The sequence below is a fragment of the Staphylococcus carnosus genome, assembly GCF_900458435.1.
In the GTDB taxonomy this organism is placed as follows: domain Bacteria; phylum Bacillota; class Bacilli; order Staphylococcales; family Staphylococcaceae; genus Staphylococcus; species Staphylococcus carnosus.
The window spans coordinates 1,896,916-1,923,241 of record NZ_UHCT01000001.1; the positions used below are offsets into that span (position 1 = coordinate 1,896,916).

Annotated in this window: 27 protein-coding genes and 2 tRNA genes; 14 read left to right on the top strand and 15 right to left on the bottom strand. The window is 32.7% G+C overall.

The window, feature by feature from the left end; all coding sequences use genetic code 11:
* Window positions 1-2: 2 nt before the first annotated feature.
* Window positions 3-1,655, bottom strand: a complete 1,653-nt coding sequence (locus DYE31_RS09125; protein WP_015899918.1) for a phospho-sugar mutase — start codon at window positions 1,653-1,655, stop codon at window positions 3-5.
* 400 nt (window positions 1,656-2,055) lie between these two features.
* On the opposite strand from DYE31_RS09125, the gene DYE31_RS09130 reads away from it, so the two are divergent.
* The 4 genes from DYE31_RS09130 to DYE31_RS09145 all read left to right on the top strand — a co-directional run bounded on the left by DYE31_RS09130 (window position 2,056) and on the right by DYE31_RS09145 (window position 8,615).
* On the top strand, window positions 2,056-3,366 hold the full coding sequence (locus DYE31_RS09130) for an LCP family protein (protein WP_015899917.1): 1,311 nt from the start codon (window positions 2,056-2,058) through the stop codon (window positions 3,364-3,366).
* Window positions 3,367-3,387: 21 nt separating this feature from the next.
* Window positions 3,388-3,858, top strand: coding sequence for a DUF2538 family protein (locus DYE31_RS09135; protein WP_041613100.1), 471 nt, complete (start codon window positions 3,388-3,390; stop codon window positions 3,856-3,858).
* Window positions 3,859-3,963: 105 nt separating this feature from the next.
* A complete protein-coding gene (locus tag DYE31_RS09140; RefSeq protein ID WP_015899915.1) occupies window positions 3,964-4,386 on the top strand; it encodes a GNAT family N-acetyltransferase in 423 nt (140 codons plus the stop codon).
* 464 nt (window positions 4,387-4,850) lie between these two features.
* A complete protein-coding gene (locus tag DYE31_RS09145; RefSeq protein ID WP_015899914.1) occupies window positions 4,851-8,615 on the top strand; it encodes a glucosaminidase domain-containing protein in 3,765 nt (1,254 codons plus the stop codon).
* Between the two features lie 108 nt (window positions 8,616-8,723).
* On the opposite strand, the gene DYE31_RS09150 is transcribed toward DYE31_RS09145, so the two are convergent.
* On the bottom strand, window positions 8,724-9,143 hold the full coding sequence (locus DYE31_RS09150; protein ID WP_015899913.1) for a MarR family transcriptional regulator: 420 nt from the start codon (window positions 9,141-9,143) through the stop codon (window positions 8,724-8,726).
* Between the two features lie 354 nt (window positions 9,144-9,497).
* On the opposite strand from DYE31_RS09150, the gene DYE31_RS09155 reads away from it, so the two are divergent.
* Window positions 9,498-10,502 (top strand): acyltransferase family protein, encoded by a 1,005-nt coding sequence (locus tag DYE31_RS09155; RefSeq protein WP_015899912.1) that lies wholly within the window; start codon window positions 9,498-9,500, stop codon window positions 10,500-10,502.
* A gap of 150 nt (window positions 10,503-10,652) precedes the next feature.
* On the top strand, window positions 10,653-11,816 hold the full coding sequence (locus DYE31_RS09160) for an aminotransferase class I/II-fold pyridoxal phosphate-dependent enzyme (RefSeq protein ID WP_015899911.1): 1,164 nt from the start codon (window positions 10,653-10,655) through the stop codon (window positions 11,814-11,816).
* Window positions 11,817-12,041: 225 nt separating this feature from the next.
* Here DYE31_RS09160 and DYE31_RS09165 read toward each other — a convergent pair whose 3' ends face one another.
* From DYE31_RS09165 to DYE31_RS09185, 5 genes are all read right to left on the bottom strand, one after another.
* On the bottom strand, window positions 12,042-12,401 hold the full coding sequence (locus tag DYE31_RS09165) for a MarR family winged helix-turn-helix transcriptional regulator (RefSeq protein WP_015899910.1): 360 nt from the start codon (window positions 12,399-12,401) through the stop codon (window positions 12,042-12,044).
* A 314-nt stretch (window positions 12,402-12,715) separates the two neighbouring features.
* A complete protein-coding gene (menB, locus tag DYE31_RS09170; RefSeq protein WP_015899909.1) occupies window positions 12,716-13,534 on the bottom strand; it encodes a 1,4-dihydroxy-2-naphthoyl-CoA synthase in 819 nt (272 codons plus the stop codon).
* The gene (menH, locus tag DYE31_RS09175; RefSeq protein ID WP_015899908.1) at window positions 13,527-14,342 is read right to left on the bottom strand and encodes a 2-succinyl-6-hydroxy-2,4-cyclohexadiene-1-carboxylate synthase; all 816 of its coding nucleotides are present in this window, start codon (window positions 14,340-14,342) and stop codon (window positions 13,527-13,529) included. Before menH ends, menB begins: the two co-directional genes overlap by 8 nt.
* Window positions 14,335-16,002 (bottom strand): 2-succinyl-5-enolpyruvyl-6-hydroxy-3-cyclohexene-1-carboxylic-acid synthase, encoded by a 1,668-nt coding sequence (menD, locus tag DYE31_RS09180; protein WP_015899907.1) that lies wholly within the window; start codon window positions 16,000-16,002, stop codon window positions 14,335-14,337. The genes menH and menD overlap by 8 nt, the downstream gene beginning before the upstream one ends.
* The gene (locus DYE31_RS09185) at window positions 15,995-17,347 is read right to left on the bottom strand and encodes an isochorismate synthase (protein ID WP_015899906.1); all 1,353 of its coding nucleotides are present in this window, start codon (window positions 17,345-17,347) and stop codon (window positions 15,995-15,997) included. Before DYE31_RS09185 ends, menD begins: the two co-directional genes overlap by 8 nt.
* Before the next feature lie 221 nt (window positions 17,348-17,568).
* Between DYE31_RS09185 and DYE31_RS09190 the strand changes: the two genes are divergently transcribed.
* Window positions 17,569-18,507 (top strand): 1,4-dihydroxy-2-naphthoate polyprenyltransferase, encoded by a 939-nt coding sequence (locus DYE31_RS09190; protein WP_015899905.1) that lies wholly within the window; start codon window positions 17,569-17,571, stop codon window positions 18,505-18,507.
* A 28-nt stretch (window positions 18,508-18,535) separates the two neighbouring features.
* Here DYE31_RS09190 and DYE31_RS09195 read toward each other — a convergent pair whose 3' ends face one another.
* Complete coding sequence (locus DYE31_RS09195; protein WP_015899904.1) at window positions 18,536-19,105, bottom strand: GNAT family N-acetyltransferase; 570 nt, start codon at window positions 19,103-19,105, stop codon at window positions 18,536-18,538.
* A 237-nt stretch (window positions 19,106-19,342) separates the two neighbouring features.
* On the opposite strand from DYE31_RS09195, the gene DYE31_RS09200 reads away from it, so the two are divergent.
* Complete coding sequence (locus DYE31_RS09200; RefSeq protein WP_015899903.1) at window positions 19,343-19,552, top strand: TM2 domain-containing protein; 210 nt, start codon at window positions 19,343-19,345, stop codon at window positions 19,550-19,552.
* A gap of 12 nt (window positions 19,553-19,564) precedes the next feature.
* Entirely contained in the window at window positions 19,565-19,771 is a 207-nt protein-coding gene (locus DYE31_RS09205; RefSeq protein ID WP_015899902.1) for a hypothetical protein, read from the top strand.
* 59 nt (window positions 19,772-19,830) lie between these two features.
* Here DYE31_RS09205 and DYE31_RS09210 read toward each other — a convergent pair whose 3' ends face one another.
* Complete coding sequence (locus tag DYE31_RS09210; protein WP_015899901.1) at window positions 19,831-20,433, bottom strand: CPBP family glutamic-type intramembrane protease; 603 nt, start codon at window positions 20,431-20,433, stop codon at window positions 19,831-19,833.
* Window positions 20,434-20,439: 6 nt separating this feature from the next.
* Window positions 20,440-20,625: a YkvS family protein gene (locus tag DYE31_RS09215; RefSeq protein ID WP_015899900.1), complete on the bottom strand. Its 186-nt coding sequence runs from the start codon at window positions 20,623-20,625 to the stop codon at window positions 20,440-20,442.
* A gap of 203 nt (window positions 20,626-20,828) precedes the next feature.
* Here DYE31_RS09215 and DYE31_RS09220 point away from each other — a divergent pair, with 203 nt between their 5' ends.
* Entirely contained in the window at window positions 20,829-21,815 is a 987-nt protein-coding gene (locus DYE31_RS09220; RefSeq protein ID WP_015899899.1) for a lipoate--protein ligase, read from the top strand.
* Between the two features lie 79 nt (window positions 21,816-21,894).
* On the opposite strand, the gene DYE31_RS09225 is transcribed toward DYE31_RS09220, so the two are convergent.
* A complete protein-coding gene (locus DYE31_RS09225) occupies window positions 21,895-22,113 on the bottom strand; it encodes an IDEAL domain-containing protein (protein ID WP_015899898.1) in 219 nt (72 codons plus the stop codon).
* Between the two features lie 212 nt (window positions 22,114-22,325).
* Here DYE31_RS09225 and DYE31_RS09230 point away from each other — a divergent pair, with 212 nt between their 5' ends.
* From DYE31_RS09230 to DYE31_RS09240, 3 genes are all read left to right on the top strand, one after another.
* Window positions 22,326-22,898, top strand: a complete 573-nt coding sequence (locus tag DYE31_RS09230) for a competence protein ComK (protein ID WP_015899897.1) — start codon at window positions 22,326-22,328, stop codon at window positions 22,896-22,898.
* Window positions 22,899-23,053: 155 nt separating this feature from the next.
* Window positions 23,054-23,128, top strand: a tRNA-Asn gene (locus DYE31_RS09235).
* 1 nt (window position 23,129) lies between these two features.
* Window positions 23,130-23,218 (top strand) — tRNA-Ser (locus DYE31_RS09240).
* Window positions 23,219-23,901: 683 nt separating this feature from the next.
* On the opposite strand, the gene DYE31_RS09245 is transcribed toward DYE31_RS09240, so the two are convergent.
* The 4 genes from DYE31_RS09245 to DYE31_RS09260 form a co-directional block, all read right to left on the bottom strand.
* Window positions 23,902-24,237 (bottom strand): Fic family protein, encoded by a 336-nt coding sequence (locus tag DYE31_RS09245; RefSeq protein ID WP_015899896.1) that lies wholly within the window; start codon window positions 24,235-24,237, stop codon window positions 23,902-23,904.
* 32 nt (window positions 24,238-24,269) lie between these two features.
* A complete protein-coding gene (locus DYE31_RS09250) occupies window positions 24,270-24,623 on the bottom strand; it encodes a Fic family protein (RefSeq protein ID WP_015899895.1) in 354 nt (117 codons plus the stop codon).
* An 86-nt stretch (window positions 24,624-24,709) separates the two neighbouring features.
* Window positions 24,710-25,015 carry a TetR-like C-terminal domain-containing protein gene (locus DYE31_RS13040; protein ID WP_041612958.1) on the bottom strand — a complete coding sequence of 102 codons (306 nt, stop codon included), beginning with the start codon at window positions 25,013-25,015 and terminating at the stop codon, window positions 24,710-24,712.
* Window positions 25,012-25,263 carry a TetR/AcrR family transcriptional regulator gene (locus tag DYE31_RS09260; protein ID WP_015899894.1) on the bottom strand — a complete coding sequence of 84 codons (252 nt, stop codon included), beginning with the start codon at window positions 25,261-25,263 and terminating at the stop codon, window positions 25,012-25,014. Before DYE31_RS09260 ends, DYE31_RS13040 begins: the two co-directional genes overlap by 4 nt.
* A 198-nt stretch (window positions 25,264-25,461) precedes the next feature.
* Between DYE31_RS09260 and DYE31_RS09265 the strand changes: the two genes are divergently transcribed.
* Window positions 25,462-26,277: an alpha/beta fold hydrolase gene (locus DYE31_RS09265; RefSeq protein ID WP_015899893.1), complete on the top strand. Its 816-nt coding sequence runs from the start codon at window positions 25,462-25,464 to the stop codon at window positions 26,275-26,277.
* The last annotated feature ends 49 nt before the right edge of the window (window positions 26,278-26,326 follow it).

Below are 26,326 nucleotides of genomic sequence, written 5' to 3' on the forward strand. Positions count from 1 at the left end.
AACTAGGATAAATAAGTTGATTTAAATTCAGTCACCACTTTGTTTAAGTCCCCTACATTTAACGAAAAGTAAACTTTGATTTTAGGTTCTGTTCCAGAAGGTCGTAATGCTATAAAACCTTCTTCAAAAATAAAACGAATCAGATTCGCTTTCGGTAGAACCGTAGCACTTTGTTCACCACTATCTATATCTGTAATTAAACAAGTTTGGTAATCCTCAACTCTTTTTACTTTCAACCCGCAAATTTCATTAGGTGAATTATTACGGAAGTCTTCAAGTAAATCATCCATTTTTTGACGTCCAGTTAGTCCCTCAAATTTTGGAGAAATCGTACAGTCTTTATATATACCAGTAACTTTATAAATTTCAGTTAACAAATCTTGGAAATTCATTCCTTTTTCTGTTAATTGATTTTTATATTTTACAACTAACGGTATCATTTGTATAGCATCTTTATCTCTTGAAAATGGGGCTGCTAAATAACCATGACTTTCTTCGTATCCTAAAACCAGTTCATCTTCTGAGTTCTCTTTGTTTTGAAGAATTTCAGAGATATATTTGAATCCAGTTAAAACAGTATTGTTTTCAATTTCTAATGCTTGTGCTAAACGATCACTTGCTGCACTGCTCACTATAGATTTCACCATATATAAAGGTGTATTTTTATTTTTTGATTTAATGTTCTCATAACGTAACTTTAATAAAATCAAACCAATTTCATTACCATTGAAATAACGATACTCCCCATTTTCATAACGTTCAATCATGCCAAAGCGATCAGCATCAGGGTCAGTGGCTAAAATAAGTTGTGCATTTTCTTTATTTGCTAAGCGCAAGCTATAATCAAAAGCTTGTTCTTCTTCAGGATTAGCATATGCTACAGTTGGAAAACTGCCGTCTGGTTTAGATTGTTCTTCTTCAATCACATAATTGCGATAACCTAAATCATCTAGTATTTCAGATAATAGCGGCAAACTTGTACCATGTAAGCTAGTAAGTACAACTTTATCTTTTTGTGATGGAATGTTTTTAACAAGAGCTTCAACAGAATCACGATATGCTTTGCTTACATCGCTGGCTAAATACGTAATCAAACCTTTATTTAAACCTGTTTCAAAATCTCCCCCATCTAACTCAAGAGGATTTTCAATTTGATTAATATAACTGCTCAACATTTCAGAAGCTTCAGGAAGTAATTGACCTCCATCTGCACCATAAACTTTAATCCCATTATATTCTTTAGGATTATGGCTGGCTGTTATCATAACACCGGCATCAGCATTTAGATATCTTACCGCAAATGAAAGTTCAGGTGTGGAACGATAACGGTCTCCTACTATTGTATGTACACCATTTTCTGCTAATATTGCAGCAATTTCATGAGCAAATTCTTCAGATAAAAATCGTGTATCAAAATGAATGACTACTTTTGAATTTGCTTTATGTTCTTTAAGATAGTTAGCTAAACCTGCAGCTACTTTGCGTACTGTAAATGCATTCAAACGACCAGGTCCTAAACCTAATAATCCTCTGATACCAGCTGTGCCAAACGCTAATGTATCTTCAAATCCTTCATCACGAATTACATCGCTTTGTTCATTATAAAAATCTGAAACTAAACTTTCCTCAAGTTTATTTTCCCAATTAACTCTCATTTTTATTCTCCTCTCAGACCTCTTAATTCGTTCTATTTTTTTCTAACAGATCAGAGTATTTTCAACATTTCTATTATATCTTAACAAGAAAATTAAATCATTATTGAATCAACAAAATCACATTTAAGCCATATTAATTAATCTACATTCCCTACTAAGATGGTCAGTTAAATAACCGTTTTTATTAAAATAATGTAAACATTCAAATTAAACCTCTGATATTCTTTAGTATTGTAGAAGTTTGTGAAATAATAGGTTGTATTATAAGTTTGTAATTTGACCATAAGCGTATTAAAATATATGGTTATAATGAACAGATTTAGAAGTGATTGCCGTTTGTTGTGTAAATAATATTATGGCAATTGTTGTGTATACAAAATTAAAACCAGGGGTAAAAATAATGAACAAAGTTTTTAAATATTTTTTAATTTTACTCTCGCTTGTCCTGGTCATTATTCCTATCATTTTTGCAGTGATGCTTTTAAAAACATCTCAAAATGCCATTAATACTTCATTTAGTGGTGACAACACTGATAGAAAATCAAATTTGAGAAGTGAAAAAGTAAACCCTTCTAAAGATCCTGTTTCCATCTTATTTTTAGGAATAGATGATAATAAAGGAAGACGAGAAAATGGTCAATCTACGGAACATTCAAGAACAGATGCAATGATTTTATCTACACTTAATCCTGACAAAAACCAAGTAAGAATGCTAAGTATCCCACGTGATACAATCAGTTATATTCCAAAAGTAGGATACTATGATAAAATAACGCACGCTCATGCTTATGGCGGTCCTGTTGCAGCAATGGATTCCGTAGAAGCTACATTAAACGTACCTGTAGATTATTATGTACGTGTGGATATGGATGCGTTTGTTCAAGCCGTAGATGAATTAGGCGGTATTTATTACGACGTACCATACGATATCAATGAACCTAACACAAATGATGACGGTCGTATCAAAGTGAAAAAAGGTTACCGCAAATTAAACGGCGACCAAGCTTTAGCTGTGGCTCGAACTAGACATCAAGACTCTGACTTGAAGCGTGGTCAAAGACAAATGGAATTGATTAAAATTCTATTTAAGAAAGCCCAAAAATTAGATTCAGTTAATAAATTGAACAATTTGGTTGAAATTGTAGGAAAGAATTCTAAACATGATTTATCAAATAAAGATATACAAGCCCTACTAAGTACATATCTTCCATCTGATCTTAAAATTAAAACTAATCAATTAAAAGGCGATAACGACATGCTGAATGGTATTTATTATTACAATCCAGACATGAAAAGTATTAAGAAGTTCTCTAATTTATTGCGTGGAGATTTAGGTTTATCTAAGATTAAAAATGACAATGAATTCTTGAATCAACGTGTCATTGATCAATATGGTGAACTCGTTCCACTAACTGAGATTGATAAAAGCCTTCTACGCAAGAATCAGCATGACACTTCTAAAGGCAACAATGATTCTGATGTTGATGAAGGTAATAATGATAACCAAAGCCAAGAGCAAGATAATAATCAGCAAGATAATCAGAATCAAGGCAATCCGAATGATGGGTCTCAACAAGACCCGAATGCTCAACAAGATCCATACGGATATAATCAAGACCAACAACAAGCACCTGATCAATCACAACAAGGAAACCAACAGCCTGATATGAACAACAGTCAACAAGCACCTTCTAATCAAGGGTATTATTAATTATAGAAGGGAGAGAACATGATGACACGAAAAACATATGAAAAACTTAACAATATTAATGGAATGTTTGGTATTTTAGAACAGCAAATCATTCATAGTAAAGATATGGCACACTTTCGCAATGAATTTTTCTATGTAAATCATGAACATCGCGAGAATTACGAAGCATTACTTCTTTATTATAAAGACAGTGTAGAAAATCCGTTTATCGATGGTGCTTGTTATATTGTCGCACTTCCAGAAATATTCGATCGTGTAGACGTATTCCAAGCTGAATTACCATTCTCATGGGTGTACGATGAAAATGGTGTTACAGAAACCATGCAACAAATCAGTGTCCCTATTCAATATCTTATTGCTGCTGCTTTAGAAGTAACAGATGTAAATATCTTTAAACCTTCCGGTTTCACAATGGGAATGAACAATTGGAACATTGCTCAAATGCGTATCTTCTGGCAATATACTGCTATTGTAAGAAAATATGCTCAATAAAAATTTATCGCTGTAAATGCAACAAATCGAGTGCATTTACAGCGATTTTTTTGTATCCTTGGAAAAACTGTTAAAACTAATTGAAACTTAAAAAGGATGATGACTATGTATAAAATTGCCAAAAGCAAAAAAGAATTAAATGACTGTTTCGAACTTAGAAAAGAAGTTTTTGTAGATGAACAAAATGTTCCTCAAGAAAATGAATTTGATGAATATGAAGATGAAGCTACTCATATCATTGTATATGATGTTAATCATAGACCTATTGCAGCTGCAAGATATCGTTCATATCAAAATAAAGCGAAAATTGAACGCGTTGTTGTTGTTAAAGATCAAAGAATGCATGGTATCGGCCGTAAATTAATGCAATTTATTGAAGAAGAAGCTCAAAAAGATGGCTTTAAAGAAGCAATATTAAATGGACAAATTCAAGCTCAACCTTTTTATGAATCTTTAGGTTATCATCCACAAGGCGAAATATTTTTAGAAGAAGCAATCGAACATATCGAAATGCAAAAGCAACTTTAACATTTTCAACAAATACAAGAAAAAGGACTTTGATTATAAGTCCTTTTTCTTTTGGAAAATCAACATAAAAATCTAACAATTTATCAACCGAAGAATTTCATAATGAATTTAAGATATTAAGGTTTGATTACAAAATGATTAAAAAGGCTAATCTAAGACTTAAGAAGTATTATACTGTATGAAAATGATATATTACATAGTAATTACAAGTCCTTATATCCTATCATTTAACCAAACTATCATGTGTTAAGTCACTTTGAATTGGATATATAAACTTGGAGAGTCTGTTTACATACAGCGATTCTGTTACTTCTATATCACGTTATATATTTTCTGGCGTTACACCGTACCTTTTAAGGTAATGATTTACAAACTTCTTCGAGGACAGAAAATACAACTCGAAACGTTTGTCTACAGACTGTAATATATCCAAAAATAATATATGGTAAAAAAGGAGTAGTTTCATGTCTAAAAAGTTTCATTACAAAGCACCCGCTATCATAGCACTCACTATTGCAGGCACTGCAATCACTACGCATCAAGCTTTTGCAGATAGTTCAACTGGAACTAATACAAACACAGACAGCAATCGTACTGCAGATCAGACACAACAACCGACTAATCAAACGAAAAGCACTCAAGTTCAAACGAATGATTCAAATAATAAAGTTGCAGGTACACAAGCATATAAAGATCCTTCTCAAGTACAACCTGTTAATGATAATCAAAATTTGAACTATGATTCAAAACTTGAGGATTTAGATTCTAAAGCAGACAATAGTAATGTTACTGCTGCAGGACAAACTTCTGATGAGCAGCCATCAAATGTATCTAATACATCTGAAGACAATTCTACAAATACATCTCAGCAACCTGAGCAATCAGCAAAAGACGAGGTTCAAAATCCGACAAATCAAACTAATGTTGACAATAATCAGGCTCAACAAAGTACAAATGATGCAACAAAACCTCAACAAGAACAAGATGCTGTTCAACCACAATCTAATGAAAAAACTTTAGATAATTCAAATGATCAACAAAGTAATATTGAACAAAATAAAGACCAAATAGACAATACAGCGACTGTAAACCCAGAGCAACAAAAGTCTGAACAATCGAACAAAGAAGCGGTACAACAATCTGTACAATCAGAAACTGCAAATACAGAAAGCAAAGCCGCACCTAAATTAGCTATGCGCTCTTTCGCTGCACAACCGACAACTAATACAACTCAAAAACTAGCAGTTCAACCTGCTGCTCAAACGGCTAAAGCACCGGCAACTGCAACTGCTAAAACAGCTGCCACTTCTTCGTTACCGAAGTATAAACCAGCTGTGAACTCATCTATTAATGATTATATTCGTAAAAACAACTTTAAAGCGCCAACTTATGAACAAGATATTTCTCCATATCTTCCTAAAAATGAATACCGCTACGGCAAACCAGAAGGTATTGTAGTTCATGATACAGCGAATGATAATTCAAATATTAATGGCGAAATTAGTTATATGAAAAACAATTGGCAAAATGCCTTTGTACATGGATTTATCGATGGAAACCGTATTGTAGAAACTGCAGATACTGACTATCTTGCATGGGGTGCTGGTCCCGTTGCTAACCAACGTTTCATCCACATCGAGCTTGTGCATGAACATAGTTATGATGGTTTCGCTCGTCAAATGAATAACTATGCCGACTATGCAGCAACTAACTTACAATATTATGGTTTAACACCAGATAGCGCTGAATACGATGGTCAAGGTACAGTTTGGACTCACTATGCCATTTCAAAATATTTAGGCGGAACTGACCATTCAGATCCACACGCTTATTTACAAGCGCATAACTATAGTTATGATCAGTTATATGATTTAATTAATGAAAAATATTTAATTAAACAAGGAAAAGTAGCACCTTGGGGTACTACATCTAGCACAACAACAAATACATCAAACACACCAAAACCATCAACAACACCTTCTAACTCACAATTAAAAGTAATTCCTGTTGATTCAATTGGTCGTGTTGCAGCTAATAACCATGGTGTATATACAACTGTATATGACAAAGCTGGCGTACAAAAACCTTCAGTTAATAACAGAACATATCGTTTAACTAAAAAAGCTTTATTAGGCGATAAATCATTCTATTTAATTACTGACTATAATAAAAATACTAACGTGGGATGGGTTCAAACTAGTGATATCGACTACCGTGTTGGTAAACCTGTCACAGCTAATACAACAACATATTCTGTGCAGCCAGGCACAAAACTTTATCACACACCTTGGGGTTCTGAACTTCAATCTATCGGTTCAGTAACAGGAACAGGCGCTCAACAGTTTAAAGCTCAAAAACAAACTGAAGTCGGTACTTCAACATACGTTTATGGTGCAGTGAATGGTAAAAACGCTTGGGTTGATAGTGCAAAATTATCAAAATATACTGCACCAAAAACTGCTACTAAAACTGTTGCAGCACCAAAAACACAAGTTAAAGCAGCTAGCACTACAACACCATCAACAACTAAAACTGCAGCTAAACCTGTTGCTAAAACTAATACAGCAACTAAAACTGCGGCTAAACCTGTTGCTAAAGCTAATACAGCAACTAAAACTACTGCCAAAACTAATGTTGTAACTAAAGCTGCAACTGCAGTTAAAAAAGCAGTTCAACCAACAGCTAAAGCAGCAACTACAGCTAAACCTGCTGCCAAAACAGCGACTAACACTGCTGTTAAACCTGCTGCGAAGACAACAACTGCTACTAAAGCTAAGAGTACTTCTCCACTTAATCAAACTGTTGTTGTAAATAAATTAGGACAATATGTTTCTAATCAATATGGTTTACGTGCTTCAGTTTATGATGCTAAAGGTTCTAATGCAGCTAAGTATTTAGGTTACACTTACGACATTTTAAGAGAACGTAATCAAGATGGTACACTTTACTATCTATTACAAAACAATGGGCTTACAACACCTCTTGGTTGGGTGAATGCTAAAGATGTGAAAGTTGTAAATCAAAGTAACGCTACCCCTGTTTCAACAAAATACAATGTTAAACAAGGCAGCAACGGACTTTATACAATGCCTTGGGGTACTTCAAAACAACAAATTGATAATTTAAAACAAACTAATAGTGCCTTCCAAGCATCTAAACGTAAAATAGTTGATGGTGCAGCTTATGTTTACGGTACTGTAAATGGCAAAACAGGTTGGATTGCTGAAAAAGATTTAGTTCAATCAAATGCTAAAGCAGCGACTACTCCTGTTAAAGCACAACCTGCTACAGCATATAAACACAACTATATCATCGCAAATGCTGGAAGTAATTATTATAATGCGCCAAACGGTAAAGTTTTAGGTTCATTAAGAGATAAATACGGTAATATCATTTCTGTATATGAAAAACAACTTGTAAACGGTGTTACTTGGTATCACGGAACTTTAGCAAATGGTACTGCAATTTGGGTTAAAGCTGCAGATGTTCGTGACACGTTAACTAGAACAACTACTTCTAATTATTCATTAAACCAAGCAGCTAATATTCAATCTAGCTCACCTTGGCCACCACAGGTTCAACACACACCTGGCAAATGGGTAAATGCGACTAAAGATGAAGTGAAAACTGCAATAGATCCAAAAACTATAACTGAAGATGCTACACAAAAATACCAATTCTTACGTCTAGATAAAGCACAAAATCTTTCAACAAGCAGTGTTAACCAATTGTTGAAAGGAAAAGGTATCTTAGAAGGACAAGGTGCAGCATTTGCTCAAGCTGCACAAAAATATGATATTAATGAAATCTACTTAATATCTCATGCTTTATTGGAAACTGGCAATGGTACATCCGAACTTTCAAATGGCGGATATGTAGATAATAATAATAAAGTTGTTACAAACAGCAGCAAAAAATATTACAATATGTTCGGTATAGGCGCAATTGATACTGATGCTGTCCGTGGCGGATTCAAAACTGCTCAAAATTATGGTTGGGACACAGTAAGCAAAGCAATTGTCGGAGGCGCTCAATTCATTAAAGATGCTTATATTAACCAAGGTCAAAATACGTTATATCGTATGCGCTGGAACCCAAGTTCACCTGGCAACCACCAATATGCTACTGATATTAACTGGGCAAGCCATAATGCAACTCGTATGAAAACAATGTATGATTCTATTGGTGAATCAGGTAAATATTTCGATGTAGATAATTATAAAGGCTAAACAACTACAAAAGGAACGCTCTTCAAGTTGAAGTGCGTTCCTTTTGTTTGCCTAAAATCACATGTCATACCTATGTAAAAACAACTTGTGCTTCTATCAATTATATGACTATATGACAAAACTTTTTTTATTCAATTTCACTAATAGTTCGTTTAATTGTTTAACATCATCTTCAGACAACTTCTCACATCGTGCTTCTATTAATTCTTGACGTGCTTCATTGATCTGGTTAATCAAAATACGTGATTTGTCTGTAATTTCTAGTTCCTTGCATCGTAAGTCTTGATGTGATTGATGACGTACTACATAACCAAGATTGACCAATTTTTTTATCCAACGAGAAACAATAGATTGTTCCTTCCCTACTTTCATTGTTAAATCAAATTGAGACAAGCGATGATACTCGTTAAGGGTTCTCAAAAGTTCTATTTGCTCTGTTGTTAAATTTGCGCGTTGTCCAAAACGTTTGTTTACTATAATCAAATCATTATTTGTAACAGTAATTTGTTGTTCAAGTTGTTTATACATAGCTGACTACTCCACTCATTTTAATTATTTATATTATGAACTACATCGCTACTGAAGTAAAGAGTTAATAAATTTTTAGAGTTGCACAAGATTTATTTCGTTATTTTAAACTCAGTCAGACAATCTCATTATTTAATTGAAGTTTAATTCAAACCAGTAATTCATTATTTTTTGAGCTGCTTTCAGATTAAATACATCTATAATTCATCAAATTTAAACTTTCAACATCATTTAAGTTATAAAAGCAACAAAATATACGACACTTTGCATCAAAAAGTTGTTTATCTTGCAATTTACTATAAATATGTAATACGTTAGGGATATCCTAATTATTTAAAGGAGATACATATCGTTATGCACAAGACACTCGATCATCGCGATTATTTTTTCGATAATGCACGTGCGTTTCTCATATATCTCGTGGTACTTGGTCATCTTATTAATCCTTATGTAGAAGGCCATAAGTTTATGGGATCGCTATATTTATTGATTTATAGCTTTCATATGCCCTCTTTCTTATTTATTTCAGGGTATTTTTCAAAAAATGCAGGTAAACCTGGCCACCTAGAAAAAGTAGCTAAAAAATTATTAGTTCCCTACATCTGTTTTTTCTGTTTCTTTTCAGTTTATTATTATTTAACCGGAAAAAGCAGTAATTTACAGCTAGATCCATTTAATCCTGTATTTGCTTTATGGTTTTTACTTACACTATTTATGTTCCATGTTATTTTAGTTATCGTAAAAAATTATAAAGCCTATTATGTAATGCCTATTGCCATTTTAGTGGCAATGTTTGCTGGTTTTTCTTCTAATATTGATGGTTATATGAGTTACTCTAGAACAATCGTCTTTTTCCCGATTTTTTATCTTGGTTACTTAATGAACAAACATCAAACTATGATTTTGCGTAATAAAAGATGGTTGCCGATATCTATTTCGATATTAATAGCATTTTATGTCATTTATACGATACATCCGATTAATCCTGATTGGTTATTAGGAAGCTCTCCTTATAGTTCATTAGATGGCAAAAATATATTCAGTCCGCTCAAAAGGCTATTATTATACTTTATTATCTGTATAACGATGTTTTCTTTTATGAATTTGATGTCATCCAAAAAACATTTTTATACCTATATAGGTCAGCGCACAATGTATGTTTATTTATTACACGGCATAGCAATCGGTGTTATTCGCGGATTCGACCTTTATCCATTTAAGGATCCGATTTCGATTTTCACTTATATCTATTTATTCGTTACATCTGCTATTATTGTTTATGTATTATCTACAAACTTTGTAGCAAAATGGACAAATCCAGTTATCAATTTAAAATCACCTTCAAAATTTGTACCTTAGTTTTAACAGCTGGCTCATATTCTGTGAGTCAGCTATTTTTATTTTATTCTAAAATTTCTTATCTTCAGATAACTATTCGATTTTTTGCCATTAAATATGATAAGATGAAATTTATATACATATCGAAGTCAATAATAGAGGTGTAACACAGTGAAACTATCTTTAAATAACCAATCTAAATTTTTACGTGCTCCAAGTATTCGTCAATTTTCAAGTCGCATTAAAAATATCCCTGATTGCATCAACCTTACTATCGGACAACCCGACTTTCCAATGCCTGATGTTGTAAAAGAGGCATACATCGAAGCTATTAAAGAAAACAAAACAAGCTATTCACATAATAAGGGTTTAATGGAAACAAGAACAGCGATTAGAAACTATTTTAATCAACGTTATGCTGTTGATTATACAGAAGAAGAAATTATTGTTACGAATGGTGCAAGTGAAGCAATTGATACAGCATTAAGAAGTATTTTAGAGCCTGGCGATGAAATTATACTTCCAAGTCCTATTTATGCAGGTTATATTCCTCTTATTGAAACCTTAGGGGGCAATCCAGTTTACGTAGATACGACAGAAACTAATTTCAAAATCACACCGGAAGCAATTAAAAACAATATTACACCAAATACTAAAGCTATTATGCTTAATTATCCAACTAACCCAACAGGCGTAATTTTGAGTCATGATGAAGCCGCTGCACTTGCTGAAGAATTGAAACAACATGAAATCTTTATTTTAAGCGATGAAATCTATGCTGAGAATACTTTCAAAGGGCAACACACTTCTTTAGCAGAATTTCCAGAAATTCGAGATCAACTACTCTTAATCAGTGGATTAAGCAAATCTCATTCTGCAACTGGGATACGTATCGGCTTTTTATTAGGTCCAGAATATTTAATAGAGAAACTAACATTTATGCATGCCTATAATACAATATGTGCAAATGTACCTGCACAAATTGCCACTGTAGCAGCATTAACAGACGGTAAAGATGCACCTAAAAAAATGAATGAGGCATACAAAGCGCGATTGGCTTATTTGAAATCTCGTTTATTAGAAATGGGCTTCAAATTAGATGCTGAACCTGAAGGTGCTTTTTACATCTTCCCTAGCTTAGCACCATTTGGAATAGACGATGATTTTCAATTTTGTGTAGATGCTTTAGAAAAAGGCCATATCGCCATGGTACCTGGCTCTTCCTTTACAGATGCCGGCAGCGGCCACGTTCGTATTTCATATGCATATGATTTAGATACAATAAAAGAAGGAATGGACCGTTTAGAAAGCTTTTTAAATGATTATATTAAATAAATAATAATAGCGAGAAAGTATCCTGATTTAAGATACTCTCTCGCTTTTTAAATTCCAATGTAAATTATCAAGATTAATTATTTCACTATACTCTAGTTAACTCTACTAAATTTCTACGCTATCAATTTTAAAATTTAAAATCCATTAAGATTCCGCTAAATTTTTATCCACAAAAGTCTGCATCAAGTTATAATAGTTTGATTTTTCATCTTCAGTTAAATTTAACTAATCAACGACATGTGTTGAAATATCAGAAAATTCCTTTTTTAAAGACGTTCCTTCTCCAGTCAAACGAAGCACAACTTTTCTTTCGTCTTCTGGGAGTCTCATTCTTTTAACTAAGTTTTTCTTTTCTAATCTTTTTACAATTGGACTGATAGTTCCAGAATCTAAATGCAATTTGTCACAGAGTGTTTTTACATATATTTCTTCACTATCTTTTATGTAAGATAATACAATATAATTTGGAAAACTAATATTATACTGCTTTAAATATTTGTTAAAGCGATTCACAATTTCTTTAGTTGTAATGTAAAAAAGAAAGCACAAGTCTTGATCAAATTTGCTATTCTGATTATTAGTCAATATATTCCACCTCCATTTAAATATATTCAACTTTTCAATGAATGTCAATATAATACTTTAATTTTTAAAGTAATTTCATTCTGGTTTTTTATAATTTGTTTAATTTAAGCAACTATTTTATTTATTTAATTGATTGCATATTGAGATAGATGTTTTCTATCATGTTTTCTTAAAAATATAAACGTGTACTTTTAAATCACATTAATAAAATTATCAAATATAATTTATTAATAGTTTGTAAAATATTCAAAATAATACAGACTAAAAAAGCTCCCTTTTCAGGGAGCTTAGATTATATATAATTTCTTTAAATATTAAGGGAATTTAGGGAACTGATCAAAATCAGGTTTACGTTTTTCTTTAAATGCATCGCGACCTTCTTTTGCTTCATCAGTTGTGTAGTAAAGTAATGTTGCATCCCCTGCCATTTGTTGTAAACCAGCTAATCCGTCTGTATCAGCGTTCATAGCTGCTTTTAAGAAACGTAAAGCAGTTGGAGAATGTTGCATCATTTCTTTACACCATTGTACTGTTTCGTCTTCGATACGATTTAATGGTACTACTGTGTTTGCCATGCCCATATCCAATGCTTGTTGTGCATCGTATTGGCGGCATAAGTACCAGATTTCACGTGCTTTTTTATGTCCAACGATTCTTGCTAAATAGCCTGAACCATAACCTGCATCGAATGAACCTACTTTAGGACCAGTTTGACCGAATTTTGCATTGTCTGCAGCAATTGTTAAGTCACAAACAACTTGTAATACGTTACCGCCACCAATTGCATAGCCTTTTACCATAGCGACAACTGGTTTAGGAATAACACGGATTAAACGTTGTAAATCAAGTACGTTTAAACGAGGAATTTGGTCATCACCAACGTAACCGCCGTGACCACGAACTTTTTGGTCTCCGCCTGAACAGAATGCTAAGTCACCTTCACCTGTTAAAATAATAGTTGAAATGCTTTGATCATCACGTGCACGTGAAAAAGCATCCATCATTTCTTGAACAGTTTTAGGTGTGAATGCATTACGAACTTCTGGTCGATTAATCGTAATTTTAGCGATACCTTCAAAAAATTCATATTTTATCTCTTCATATTCTTTAAGTGTTTCCCACTGTCTAGTCATTTTGCTCCTCCTTATTTAAAAAACCTATTACTATTATATCAAATTGTTTTGCATCTTCCACATGAACTGTATGTCCTGCTTGCGATACAATATGCACTTCGCAATGCGGGATGACATCTTCCATCTTTTCTGCAATGTTTACAAACTTTTCATCTCGTTCACCGACTATAATACAAACAGGAATAGAAAGTTCATTCAATTCCGGCCATAAATTAGGCATATTACCAGTACCATAATCTCTTAATGCTTTTGCTAATCGTTGAGGATTTTGTGCTAATCTCATCTCACGGATGCGCTGTCTTTCATCTTCACTCATCATTTCAGATTGACTTGCGAACAACGGTAGCTTTTCCCAATCATTAACAAATACTTCAATACCTGCAATTTCTAAAACTTTTGCACGTGCTTCATCGACTTGTATGCGTTCGCTACGTGAAGCATTATCTTGGATACCTGGAGAGGCACTTTCTAAGATTAGTCCTTCTAGTTTGATTTTTCCATGAAGTGCATAATACAAAGCAGTACGTCCGCCCATAGAATAACCATGCATTGTAATGTCATACTTACGGAACGTCTGCAGAACCTCATCTAACTGCTGTTGAATAAACGCAAAATCCCAAGTCTCTGTGTCTAAACTTTGATCTGCTCCATGTCCCGGCAATTCAATTGTTAATACCGAAGTGTGTTTAGCTAAGTGTTCAATATGCTTATCAAATGTAGATGCATCACTTATAAATCCATGCAACATAACCAATAGTTGGTTAGAATGCTCTTTAGATTTGCTTTCATAAAAATTATAGTTAAGCATTGACGATTTCACTCAATTTCTTATATAAAATTTGATGTTGTTGGAGGTTATCCTCACGGTCAGTACGTACTTCATAAATATAAGAATCCAGTTGTGATAAAGAGGTATATTTAAAATCTTCTACTGTTTCCAAATATTTATAACCGAAATCATAAAGTAACGCAGCATGTTTAAATTCCAAATGCGTCGGTGTACCGAATAAACGCTCGAAGTATTGTGCTGCTGATTTTTTTTGAGGAAGATAAGAGAAAATACCTCCTCCATCATTATTTAAGAGCACAATATTAATATGAATATCATTCAGTTTAGCCATCAATAAACCATTCATATCATGGTAAAATGCTAAGTCTCCTATAAGTAATGTCACTTTTTTGTGTACTGCCATTCCAAGTGCAGTTGAAATAACACCATCGATGCCATTAGCCCCTCTATTTGCATAGATTTGCACTTTACCTTTCACAAACAAATTGTCGATGTCTCTGATTGGCATGCTGTTGCTGACAAACAATGTATCTTCTTCTGTAAGTTTTTCTAATAAAACGCCTATATTTGCAGCTTCATCTGTTGCATGATTGACGTAACTTTCAACTTCTGCCACAGCTTGATAATTCATTTGTTGCCACTGTGTCAACCATGATCGACGATGTACAACCGGCACTTCTCCAAGAGATCTAAAGAAATCATTTGCAGACATTTCGAATGTAACATCCGAAGGAACCGGAAAGGCATCAGGCAATGCACTATTTTGCACTAATATTTGGTAAGCATCCGAAGTTTTTAACCATTGATTTAACTTTTTAGATAATGCAGGTTTGCCAACTCTGATGACAAAATCAACATCAGGATTAAATCCAACACGATACAATAGATCATATGTCGAAATAATATTAGGATGTTCTGATTGTCGTAATCCGCTTAAAGGGCCAGCAAGAATCGGCAAATCATGTACAGTAGCGAATGGCAATAATTCTCTTGCATCTTGATGTTGCATGTCCCCTACAATGATAATACCTTTCTTTCTTTTCAAAATTGGAATAATACTATCAATTGAAGCCGTCTTTTGATAAGTCGGAATCTCTTTTTCTTCTGATTTCAATAAATCTGTCATATCAAAATCAGGTGTAAGCGGCTCTCTGAACGGCAAGTTGAAGTGTACAGGTCCTCGTTGGGGACCTTGGAAAAATTGACTCGCTATTTGCATTTGATATCTTACAACTTCAACTGCCCCATTCGAATCATCTGCCAACGGCATATCAAATTGGTGGCGCACAAAATTTTGAAACATATTAACTTGATTCAAAGTTTGCGGAGCCCCGATACCGCGTAACTCATGCGGTCTGTCACTTGTTAAAACAACAAGTGGCAAGTTGCTGATGTCGCTTTCTGCAACAGCCGAAGTATAATTTGTTGCTGCAGTACCTGATGTACATAAAATGGCAACTGGTCGATTACTTCCTTTAATTAATCCCAATGCAAAAAAAGATGCGCTTCGTTCATCCGGATGAATCCAAGTTTTAATATTTGGATGTGCCTCAAATGCTAAAGCAAGCGGAGTAGAGCGTGATCCTGGGCTGATTACTACTTCTCTTATTCCATAAGCATACATCTCAGATGCCATTGTAAATACTTGTTTAGTTAATAAATTTTGATGATTATCCATGATTTTCGACTCCTAAAGCATTCATCATCGGTGTAAATTTAAGTGTTGTTTCTGCTAATTCACTTTCCGGTTCTGATTGCTCAATAATTCCACAGCCAGCATATAATGTTGCTTGATTTTTCTTAATCAGCATTGAACGTATTGCAACGATAAATTGACAATTATCATCCATATCGATATAACCTACCGGAGATCCGTACAAGCCGCGTGTACCAAATTCTTTTTGTTCAATAAATTCAACAGCTTTCTCTTTGGGGTACCCACCAAGAGCAGGTGTAGGATGCAAACGATCCAATAAGCCGATATAAGTTTTATCTTTGAGTTCACCAGAAATTTCAGTATATAAATGATAAAGGTGGTCATTTTTTAATATTTTCGGGTGTTTATTATATTCTACATCAGTGACATAAGGCTCAATATCATCTAATATACTTTGAACAACAAAACGATGTTCATGTAAATTCTTTTCATCTTGTAAAAATTCATTTAAATGCTTTTTATCTTCTGCTTCATCATTAGTACGTTTAATTGTACCTGCAACAGCTTTTGTGGATAAAACTTTATTTTCTACTTCCATCAATTGTTCAGGTGTTTGTGAAAAGAATATAGATTGATCAGATTCCATCACAAAAATATAACTGTTCGATTCATTTTTTAATGCATTTTCTAATACATAAGCAATATCAATATCTTTTTTAAATTGAATCATACGACGACGTGCTAAGACGATTTTTTCATCTTCGTTCATTGTATCAATTGCTTCTCGAACAATATTCAACCATTCATCTTTATAAATATCTTCACTGCGTTTAATATCCCCATTCGCATGTGTTGGTTGAACTTCTGTACTTTCAATTTTATGTGCTAGTGCTTTTAAATCACCTATATCAAATGTTTCTCTAGGTACTGTATAGGTTAAAATAGTTTCATTTTCTTCCATAGTAATCAGTACTTTTGGTAATACAAAGTGATTCAATCCGAATTGACGCCATTCATCATCTGATTTGTGACTTGAAAACTGGAAGCCGCCACAAACTTTCAGATGGTGTTTAGGTGTATCCGGATGGATGAGTGCAATTTTTTCTTTATATTTCTCCCATTCTCGAAAAATAGATTGTTTATTTTCATGATTATTTTTCAATTTTAATAGTGCATCATATCCGAAAAATGCTGTTTTGCCAGAGTTGTCTTTAAAATAAAAACGATCTTTAGCTTGTCCCTCAGTCATTTGAAAGAGCATAATCGGATTTGTCGGCTGGTCAATTTTAATCTCGACAGAAACCCAGGATTCTGAATTTTCATATATGGCGTCGAGAATTTGATCATCCTTAACACTTACAGTCATCTATCTCACTTCTTTCATCATTCAAATTATTCACATTATATCATTGTATCATTTTTTATCTTATACTGTAGTTTGTTTTGCCCATAAATTAGTTGAAAACTTAACAAGATTTGACCTTTCCACTTTCATTGCTTAAAATAAATTTGTTAATCAGATTGCATTTTAACAATTATTATCCGCACTCTGAAATTTGTTATTCCAAAGATTAAGAAGGAGAAAAAATGTCAAATCAATATCAGCAATATTCTACTGTTAGAAAATACTGGCATTTAATGCGTCCACACACACTAACAGCTTCAGTTGTTCCTGTTTTAGTCGGTACCGCAACTGCTAAGCTTTTTCTATTAGGCAGTGAAGATCATTTAAAACTCAGCCTATTTCTAGCAATGTTACTTGCATGTTTACTTATTCAAGCTGCCACAAATATGTTCAACGAATATTACGACTTTAAGAAAGGCTTAGACGATCATACATCCGTCGGTATCGGTGGTGCGATTGTGCGCAATGGTATGAGTCCAAAACTGGTAATAAATCTTGCTATCGCATTTTATGTTATCGCAGGATTACTCGGTCTTTTTATTGCTTCACAATCATCATTCTTATTAATACCAGTTGGAATTGTCTGCATGGCAGTCGGTTACCTATATACAGGCGGACCATTTCCTATTTCATGGACACCATTTGGAGAATTATTCGCTGGCGTGTTTATGGGTCTTATCATTATCTTAATTTCATTCTTTATTCAAACTGATAATATCCAAGGTTATGCAGTTTGGATTAGTGTACCGATTATTATTACAATTGGGCTTATAAATATGGCCAATAATATCCGTGACCGTGTTAAAGATAAACAAAGCGGACGTAAAACTTTACCTATTTTATTAGGTAAAAACAACTCTATTCGCTTTATGGCAGTCATGTATATTGTTGCTTATGTTTGGGTCGTTTACACAGCTTTCTTTGTTCCAGGTGGTTCAATCTTTTACTTGCTTGCGTTATTATCATTCCCATTCCCAGTAAAAGCAATTCGCCGTTTCAAGAAAAACGACACACCTGCTGAAATGATGCCAGCAATGGCAGCTACAGGCAAAACAAATACTGTGTTTGGTCTGCTTTATGCATTAGGTATCTATATCAGTGCCTTATTAGGCGGCATTTAAATAATCATTGTAGTGAAACGTTGAACAGTTATTGTTCAGCGTTTTTCTTATTTATAACCATGTGGTGATATGCATGTCCGTACAAATCTATCGTTCCCTCTGTTTCAAAACCTAATCGTTGATAGAGTTGATATGCACCGTTATTTTCATAATCACAACTCAAACTCAACTTCTTATCTCGATGTTCTTCTATGACATAATGCATAAGTTGTGTTGCAATTCCCTTTCCACGATATTGAGAGAAAACAGCTACTGTTTCAATATACAGTTCATTATCTTCAGCTTCTTTTAATGGTAAAGGTGTTCCTATATCACGCACTTTTTCAGGCAAATCTAGTTTCATCCAGTTTTTTTCTAAATGCATTTCATCTTCGCCTTTATAAGTGATGATAATGCCCGCAACATCTCCATCTATTTCATAAACCAATACATTTTCATAATAAGTTCGATATGGTACTTGTGTAATTGCTTGTTCTAACCAAGTGATAACTTGTGCCTTATCAAAATTTTTCACAATAGGCAATTCCATATCTTCCCAAATAATATAAGATAGCTCTGCAATCTCATGTTGATCTTCAAGTTTAGCTTGTCGTATCATAATGTCCCCTCTTTTTTTATATTAATCACTTATATTTTATCAATAATGTGCAGTTTTTGTGAAAGATGTGTATAGAAGCACAGCTAAATTAATAAAATTATAGATTGTCCTTAAGAATCTCGTCTCTTTTTTCCTTTCACCATACAGTGAACAAGTATCTAAGTTGGAAATATTTCCTTAATTATTACATAATAAAGGTACAAGTGAATTAAACTTAGACAAAAAGGAGAAATTGTAATGAGAGTAAATAAAGTGATTTATATCGCCCTTGCAATCTTTCTAGGAAGCTTCGGCGTTCACAAGTTTTATTCTGGTCAAAAAGGATTAGGAATTCTTTGTCTATTATTCTTCTGGACAGGTATCCCGCATATCATTGCGATTATTGATGCTATTATTACTTTATTCTTCAGACCTGCAGATGAAGACGGAAATATTGCTTTTAATTAAGGAGAGATTTTTTTGAACAAATCAACCATTTTATCGTATTTAGAATCATTTCCTAGTAAATATTTGATTTTATATATGGACAATCAAGCAGAAATTTCAGTTGAAGGTATAAATAAAGATACAGACGAAGGGGTTCTTCATGTAACAGAACCTGCAGAATATGTTGTAAACATTTCTAAAATATCACACTTTGAAATTTTACAACGCTCTACGTATTAAATATTGATAGCAAAAAAACCTGGGATATTCCGAAGATGGAATATTCCAGGTTTTATTATTTAACCATGAAAAATCAGTAACAATACAACCGCCGCAATTTGCGCAATTGACGTTGTGATAATGCGACGTGTATAAAAATAGCTGATTGATAAAATAACTTGAACAATAAGAACAAATATACAAACCCAAATTTGGTCAAAATAGAAAAACAAAGAAGCTGAACATAAAGCAGTAATCACAATTGCTGCCCATGCAGGCAACTTCAAGTTCAATAATTGTTTTTGCAATACAGTACGCATGTAAAGCTCATGACAAGGGATTACAAATAATAATGTTACTAAAATCTGCCATTTAAAATATACTCCTGAACGTGATAAGTCTTTTATTAATGACGTATATGTCACTTCTTGAGACATTAATGACATGATGAGTTGTACAATTATTAAAACAACAGCAGTAATGAGTCCAATACCAATTGATGGCAATAATCGTTTAGAAGCGATATCGCGTTGATAAAACACATAACTGATTTCAGCAAACAACATGATTCCAGTATAAAGATACCAGTATTCTTGTCGTTCTCCCCACATGATAAATAGTATGATGTGGAATATAATGAAACTGATTATAAACCACAACAAAGCTTTTGTATTTGTTTTCATTGTTTATTAACCTTCTTGATCAACTATCTTATAGCGTTTATGATTAATCACCGTTTTTTCCGGTAGATCTAATTCTTCAAAGTTTTCCATAATTGTTAAATCAACAATTACTGAATTATCATTAATTTTTTCAACACGACCTCTAAGTCCATCATAAAATTCTACAATATCTCCTACTTCTGCAACAGTCATTACAGGTCCTCCTCGAATTATACTAAATTATATTGTACTAAAATTTGTGCTCTAAATAAACAAATATCATATGAAAGCGATATAATTATACTAAATTCTAACTTAATTGTGAAATCCCAACTATTTTATTGGCATTTTAGTTCAAAATAAGAGATAAATAAAGTATTAAGGAATAGTAAGTAAGGTTAAAGGAGAGAGAAACAGTGAAATTTGTAAGCAATAACAACATTACAGACCCCAAGCTTAATTTAGCAATGGAAGAATACGTTTTAAAATATCTTCCTCAAGATAGTGATTATTTCTTATTTTACATTAATCGCCCTTCAATTATTATCGGAAAAAATCAAAATACAATTGAAGAAGTTAACCAACAATATGTAGAGGAACATAATATAGATGTAGTGCGTAGAATATCAGGCGGCGGCGCAGTCTATCATGATTTTGGGAATTTAAATTTCAGTTTCATTACTGATGATGATGGAAACAGTTTCCATAACTTCAAAAAATTTACACAACCTATTGTTCAAGCATTAAATAGTATGGGTGTGGATGCTGAAATGACAGGAAGAAATGATATTCAAGTTGGCCAAGCCAAAATTTCTGGGAACGCTATGGTTAAAGTCAAAAATCGTATGTTCAGTCATGGAACATTAATGCTTGATAGTGATTTAGATGAGGTTCAAAATGCACTGCGCGTAAACCCAGCTAAAATCCAATCAAAAGGTATTAAATCAGTTAGAAAACGTGTTGCTAATATTTCTGAATTCCTTGAAGAACCAATTGATATCGAAGCTTTCAAACAAATTATTTTAAAACATATCTTTGGCGAACATGAGGTCGAGGAATATAAATTAACTGATGAAGACTGGAAAAATATCGAAGCGTTAAGCGATGAAAAATATCGAACTTGGGATTGGAATTATGGTAAAAACCCTAAATATAACTTCGAACGAGAAGAAAAGTTTGAAAAGGGCTTTGTACAAATTAAATTACATGTTAAAAGAGGTCGTATCGAGCACGCTAAAATATTCGGAGATTTCTTTGGTGTAGGAGATGTTACTGATTTAGAAGAAGCTTTAATCGGAAGCTTGCATAATTTTGAAAGTATCGAAGAAGCACTTTCAGAATTTGATTTATATCATTATTTCGGGGATATACCTCGTGAAGAATTAATCAGATTAATGTCCTAAAAAAACACAAAAATAAGGACTATTCATTATTAATTAGTAATGAATAGTCCTTTATTTTACCCAGGAACAAGATGATGAATTATCCAATTAAAACATCCTCCAATTGATTATATTCTTCAGTATATCGATTAAAAGCTTCTTCGTCTTTATTAACAAGTGCTTGATCTATCAGTTCAGTCAATTTTTCTTTTCGAACATTGCGTAATGCTTGATCAATCACGAGCTCTACCCCCAAATCATTTACATTAGCTACAAATGCCTGCAACGTCCCATTTTTTACATTGATATTGTGATTCATAGTAATCACTGCCTTTCTCTTTTTTATGTAATTAAGAGTATACCTCGTATTTATTTTAAAATCAACGAATATTCTGACTTTTTAAAAAATAAATAGTGTAATTTTAACACTAAAGTTTCTATTGACTTTTTAAGGTGCTAGTATACAATAATTATAGATTTTGATTATTTTTATAATTCAACATCAAACAATTTAATAGGAGGACATTGATTATGGAAGAACACTACATCTTCAAAAGTAACGACATCGCTATTATACCCATCGTCAAAGAAAATGGACATTATCCCGTCACCAAAATTCTCACTTATGAAAAAGAACCTCGTATATTTAACATTTCCCCGCGAAGAGTATTAGAAAGTTCATGTAAATTTTATGGATCAAAATTTTCTATTTTACGTTCTGATACCATTCGAATAACGGACATCAAAAGTAAACCTCCCATATTGCTCTCACCGATTATTTCTATCATATTATTTTCTACCCAGTCTATCAGCTCTACTTCTAATATTTGGATAAATATTGAATACGTTAAAGATATCAAATCAATAGGATCGAAAGAAACACGTATTAATTTTATTGATGGTCAATTTATCACCGCCCCTGTCACTACACGAACCGTTAACCACCAGTATAAAAACGCAATTTATTACGAACATCTTCTTAAAAAACGTGTGAAAACAATCAAATGGAATATTGAACAACCCATTGACTATTCAAAGCCAGCTTTAGATGTCTATGAAACACTTTGTACTTATCTTATTATAAATCAATCCAAAAACTCATAGCTTTATTTTTTAGTTATATAATTATAGTAGTAAGTTAATAAGCGGGATATTCATATTAATTTGGTGTAAATGTTCCGCTTATTTTTCGTTATTTTCTCTTGAATTTTTTAAAGGTCTTGTTATAATAGTACTTGTGCTTGAATAAATCAGATTAATCCACAGTAGCTCAGTGGTAGAGCTATCGGCTGTTAACCGATCGGTCGTAGGTTCGAGTCCTACCTGTGGAGCCATGGAAACGTACTCAAGTTGGCTGAAGAGGCGCCCCTGCTAAGGGTGTAGGTCGCGAGAGCGGCGCGAGGGTTCGAATCCCTCCGTTTCCGTAAATTACATAGAATAGCTAGAAGCAGTTATAATAATTGCTTCTAGCTATTTTTTTTGTCCTCTAAAACCTTTAATACATAAAGATTTACTGCAAGTTTTGAAGTTTTATCATTTTTATTACTTCTTTTCCTTTTTAGCAACACTCTTAGCAAAAGTCTCAATTAAAAATGACTTTTCATAAGAAACCCCATCTAATAATTTATTGCATTAAGGTTTTTATTTCTTATCTAATTTTCTTCCTAAAATCCCTAATAAAGTTCCAATTATAAATATAATAAGTATAATTAAAAAGTTTAAAAACTGATTGTCATTCTTCAAAAATGGCTCTACTTTGAAAGTATATATGAATATCAAGATTATGAAGAATATTCCTGTTGTTATTTTGTATTTCATACGAATTCTCCTAAATTCAAAAATTATAATATATATATCAATATATTCAACGCTTTGTTACATGCTCATCAAATTCTGCATCTGTTGTTATATTTTTGGCAATACATAGCATTTTTAATTACCTTTTGAAATACCAGCCTTCTTTTGCTGTTTTCTACCAGAAATTCATATGCATGAGTCAATTCGACTTTAATTCCAAAAGAAGCTTCTTTAATCTCCACTTTATTATTAAGTATGGTTTTAATCGTTGAAATTGTTATCCCTTAAATGTCAGATGGTATATTTTTATCTAATTTGTCTCTTTGTTATCCCAGTAGATTTCAACTTCCTTGTCAAAAATTCTTTGAAATTTACCAAATATATTTACTAATGCATCAATGCCATATCCAGTTTGATCAATATAAAGTGCTTCTTTATATTCTTTTTCATATTCGCTGTTTACTACAATTAACTCTATATCATTATCTAAGCATTGTTTTAAAATTATGAACCGTCCAATTCTTCCGTTCCCATCATGGAATGGATGGATTTTTTCAAATTTACTGTGAAACTCAGCGATTTTATTGATATCCATCTTGGTTTTTTTATATTCTTCCATTAACATTTCCATATCAAAATGTATCATTTCTGGACTTGATAATTCTAAATTTACCTTGTTTAATCTAGATGATACAGGTCTATATATATTCCAGCAAGTTTATCAGCGAAAGTATTTAAAGTGTTTTTGAATAAAATACTATGAAACTCTTTTAATAACCTCTCTGTTAACTTTTCATTATGCGTTTCTACCATGAAATCAAATACTACTATTGAATTTGCTGTTTCTATAACATCTTTTAGTTCATGCGGACCAGTAACCTCACTATCAGCAATCAGTTTCATTATTTCACTTTTACTAAACTTACTGCCTTCTAATTTATTAGAATGAAACAAGAACTCTGTTTTAAATTTATTATAAATATCAATATTTGATTTTTTTAACCAAAATAATTGCTTTCCTGTTAACTTCATGATGTTCACTTCCCTATTTTAGGCTAATTTTTTAAAATCCTAAAAAATAATACTTGTTTATTGAATTTCAACTTTGCAACAGAACTTTAATCTCTATATGTATTCAATAATGTCATTATATGTTTTTTTATTGCTATTCGCTCTTTTTCTCCATCCATTAAGTATTGATCTATCATACCAACCAACCCATAGCTAAGAAAATTTAATGTCATATTGAAATCCATTCCTCTTTGCGCACAAACTTTAGGAGATATAACCTCTGATAACATTTTCTGTAAAAATTGGATTAAATGATGGCGACTACCCATGGGTTGTTTATTTACAAATAAAGAGATATAGAATTTTTGATGTCGGTAAAAGAACTCTAACCATTCATCGATGATTAGGTTCAAATTTTCAAATTTTCAACTTTTAAATTACGACAAATTTCTCTTAGTTCTTCTAATCTTTTGATGAATATTTTCTCTAATAAATCATATTTATCTAAATAATGAAGATAAAAGGTCTTTCTAGCTATTTGAGCTATTGTCGTAATTTCTTTCACAGAAATTTGTTCTATTTCCTTTTGATAAAACAGATTCAAAAAAGCATTTTCAATATTCATTTTAGTTTTAATTACTCTTAAATCTTCTTTTTGCATTATAATTCACCTCACTTACAACCCACAATCATAAAAAGTGAGTATTAATTCTCGATTAATATTTTAATTATTTAGTTTTCTTGTTTTCATATCTTAACATAATCATAAGAAGTTGCTATATTAGGTTGCCTAAGTTTCTCAAAAGTATACTTGGGGTATAGTAATCTTCGTACAATAAATGAATGGAGGCAATAATTTATGAAACACAGAATACAAGTAAGCGATGAAGTTGCATTAAACGTTGATGATTTCGGTTCAGGTCAACCATTGGTTTTCTTACACGGCTGGCCAGCAAATAATACGATGTTCGAATACCAAGCTGATTTTGTAGTTGAAAATGGTTACCGCTATGTAGGTATTGATCATCGTGGCTTCGGCTTATCTGATAGAGCAGCAGATGGATATGATTATGACACTATTGCAGACGACATTCAAAAAGTAGTAGACGAATTAAACTTGAAAGATTATATCGTTGTAGGTTTCTCTGTAGGCGGTGCTTTAGCATTGAAATACGGAGTTAAACATAATAATGATAACTTGAAAAAAATGGTATTACTAGGACCTGCGGGACCAAGCTTTGTACAACGCGATGGTTACCCTTATGGATTAAAAGCAGAAGACGTTACTGCTTTAATTGACTCAATCAATGACGATCAACCTAAAGCAATTGGTGACTTTGGTGAAAATTCTTTCTTCAACTCAGATGTTGAAGTATCAGAAGAATATAAAGATTATTTTAATAATATGACTTTAACTTCTTCTCTTATCGGAACAGTAAAACTTGCTGAATCATTAAGAGATGAAGACTTACGTGAAGAAATCAAATCCTTAGATTTACCTGTTTATGGTATTCACGGTACTGCAGATCATGTGTGCCCTATCGAATTCTCTGAATATCTTGAAAAAGAAGCACCTGATTATACACTTTCTAAAGTTGAAGGTGCAGGACACGCTTTATTCTTCGAGAAAAAAGATGAAGTAAACAGATTATTATTAGAAGCTTTAAAAAAATAACTACTTAATATAGATTTATTTATGAGGCGCTATCATGCGCCTCATTTTT

Bases quoted from the DNA above. Each gene is read 5' to 3' on its own strand.
- DYE31_RS09125 (WP_015899918.1), bottom strand. From the start codon at position 1,655: ATGAGAGTTAATTGGGAAAATAAACTTGAGGAAAGTTTAGTTTCAGAT.
- DYE31_RS09130 (WP_015899917.1), top strand. From the start codon at position 2,056: ATGAACAAAGTTTTTAAATATTTTTTAATTTTACTCTCGCTTGTCCTG.
- DYE31_RS09135 (WP_041613100.1), top strand. From the start codon at position 3,388: ATGACACGAAAAACATATGAAAAACTTAACAATATTAATGGAATGTTT.
- DYE31_RS09140 (WP_015899915.1), top strand. From the start codon at position 3,964: ATGTATAAAATTGCCAAAAGCAAAAAAGAATTAAATGACTGTTTCGAA.
- DYE31_RS09145 (WP_015899914.1), top strand. From the start codon at position 4,851: ATGTCTAAAAAGTTTCATTACAAAGCACCCGCTATCATAGCACTCACT.
- DYE31_RS09150 (WP_015899913.1), bottom strand. From the start codon at position 9,143: ATGTATAAACAACTTGAACAACAAATTACTGTTACAAATAATGATTTG.
- DYE31_RS09155 (WP_015899912.1), top strand. From the start codon at position 9,498: ATGCACAAGACACTCGATCATCGCGATTATTTTTTCGATAATGCACGT.
- menB (WP_015899909.1), bottom strand. From the start codon at position 13,534: ATGACTAGACAGTGGGAAACACTTAAAGAATATGAAGAGATAAAATAT.
- menH (WP_015899908.1), bottom strand. From the start codon at position 14,342: ATGCTTAACTATAATTTTTATGAAAGCAAATCTAAAGAGCATTCTAAC.
- menD (WP_015899907.1), bottom strand. From the start codon at position 16,002: ATGGATAATCATCAAAATTTATTAACTAAACAAGTATTTACAATGGCA.
- DYE31_RS09185 (WP_015899906.1), bottom strand. From the start codon at position 17,347: ATGACTGTAAGTGTTAAGGATGATCAAATTCTCGACGCCATATATGAA.
- DYE31_RS09190 (WP_015899905.1), top strand. From the start codon at position 17,569: ATGTCAAATCAATATCAGCAATATTCTACTGTTAGAAAATACTGGCAT.
- DYE31_RS09195 (WP_015899904.1), bottom strand. From the start codon at position 19,105: ATGATACGACAAGCTAAACTTGAAGATCAACATGAGATTGCAGAGCTA.
- DYE31_RS09200 (WP_015899903.1), top strand. From the start codon at position 19,343: ATGAGAGTAAATAAAGTGATTTATATCGCCCTTGCAATCTTTCTAGGA.
- DYE31_RS09210 (WP_015899901.1), bottom strand. From the start codon at position 20,433: ATGAAAACAAATACAAAAGCTTTGTTGTGGTTTATAATCAGTTTCATT.
- DYE31_RS09215 (WP_015899900.1), bottom strand. From the start codon at position 20,625: ATGACTGTTGCAGAAGTAGGAGATATTGTAGAATTTTATGATGGACTT.
- DYE31_RS09225 (WP_015899898.1), bottom strand. From the start codon at position 22,113: ATGAATCACAATATCAATGTAAAAAATGGGACGTTGCAGGCATTTGTA.
- DYE31_RS09230 (WP_015899897.1), top strand. From the start codon at position 22,326: ATGGAAGAACACTACATCTTCAAAAGTAACGACATCGCTATTATACCC.
- DYE31_RS09245 (WP_015899896.1), bottom strand. From the start codon at position 24,237: ATGATACATTTTGATATGGAAATGTTAATGGAAGAATATAAAAAAACC.
- DYE31_RS09250 (WP_015899895.1), bottom strand. From the start codon at position 24,623: ATGAAGTTAACAGGAAAGCAATTATTTTGGTTAAAAAAATCAAATATT.
- DYE31_RS09260 (WP_015899894.1), bottom strand. From the start codon at position 25,263: ATGCAAAAAGAAGATTTAAGAGTAATTAAAACTAAAATGAATATTGAA.
- DYE31_RS09265 (WP_015899893.1), top strand. From the start codon at position 25,462: ATGAAACACAGAATACAAGTAAGCGATGAAGTTGCATTAAACGTTGAT.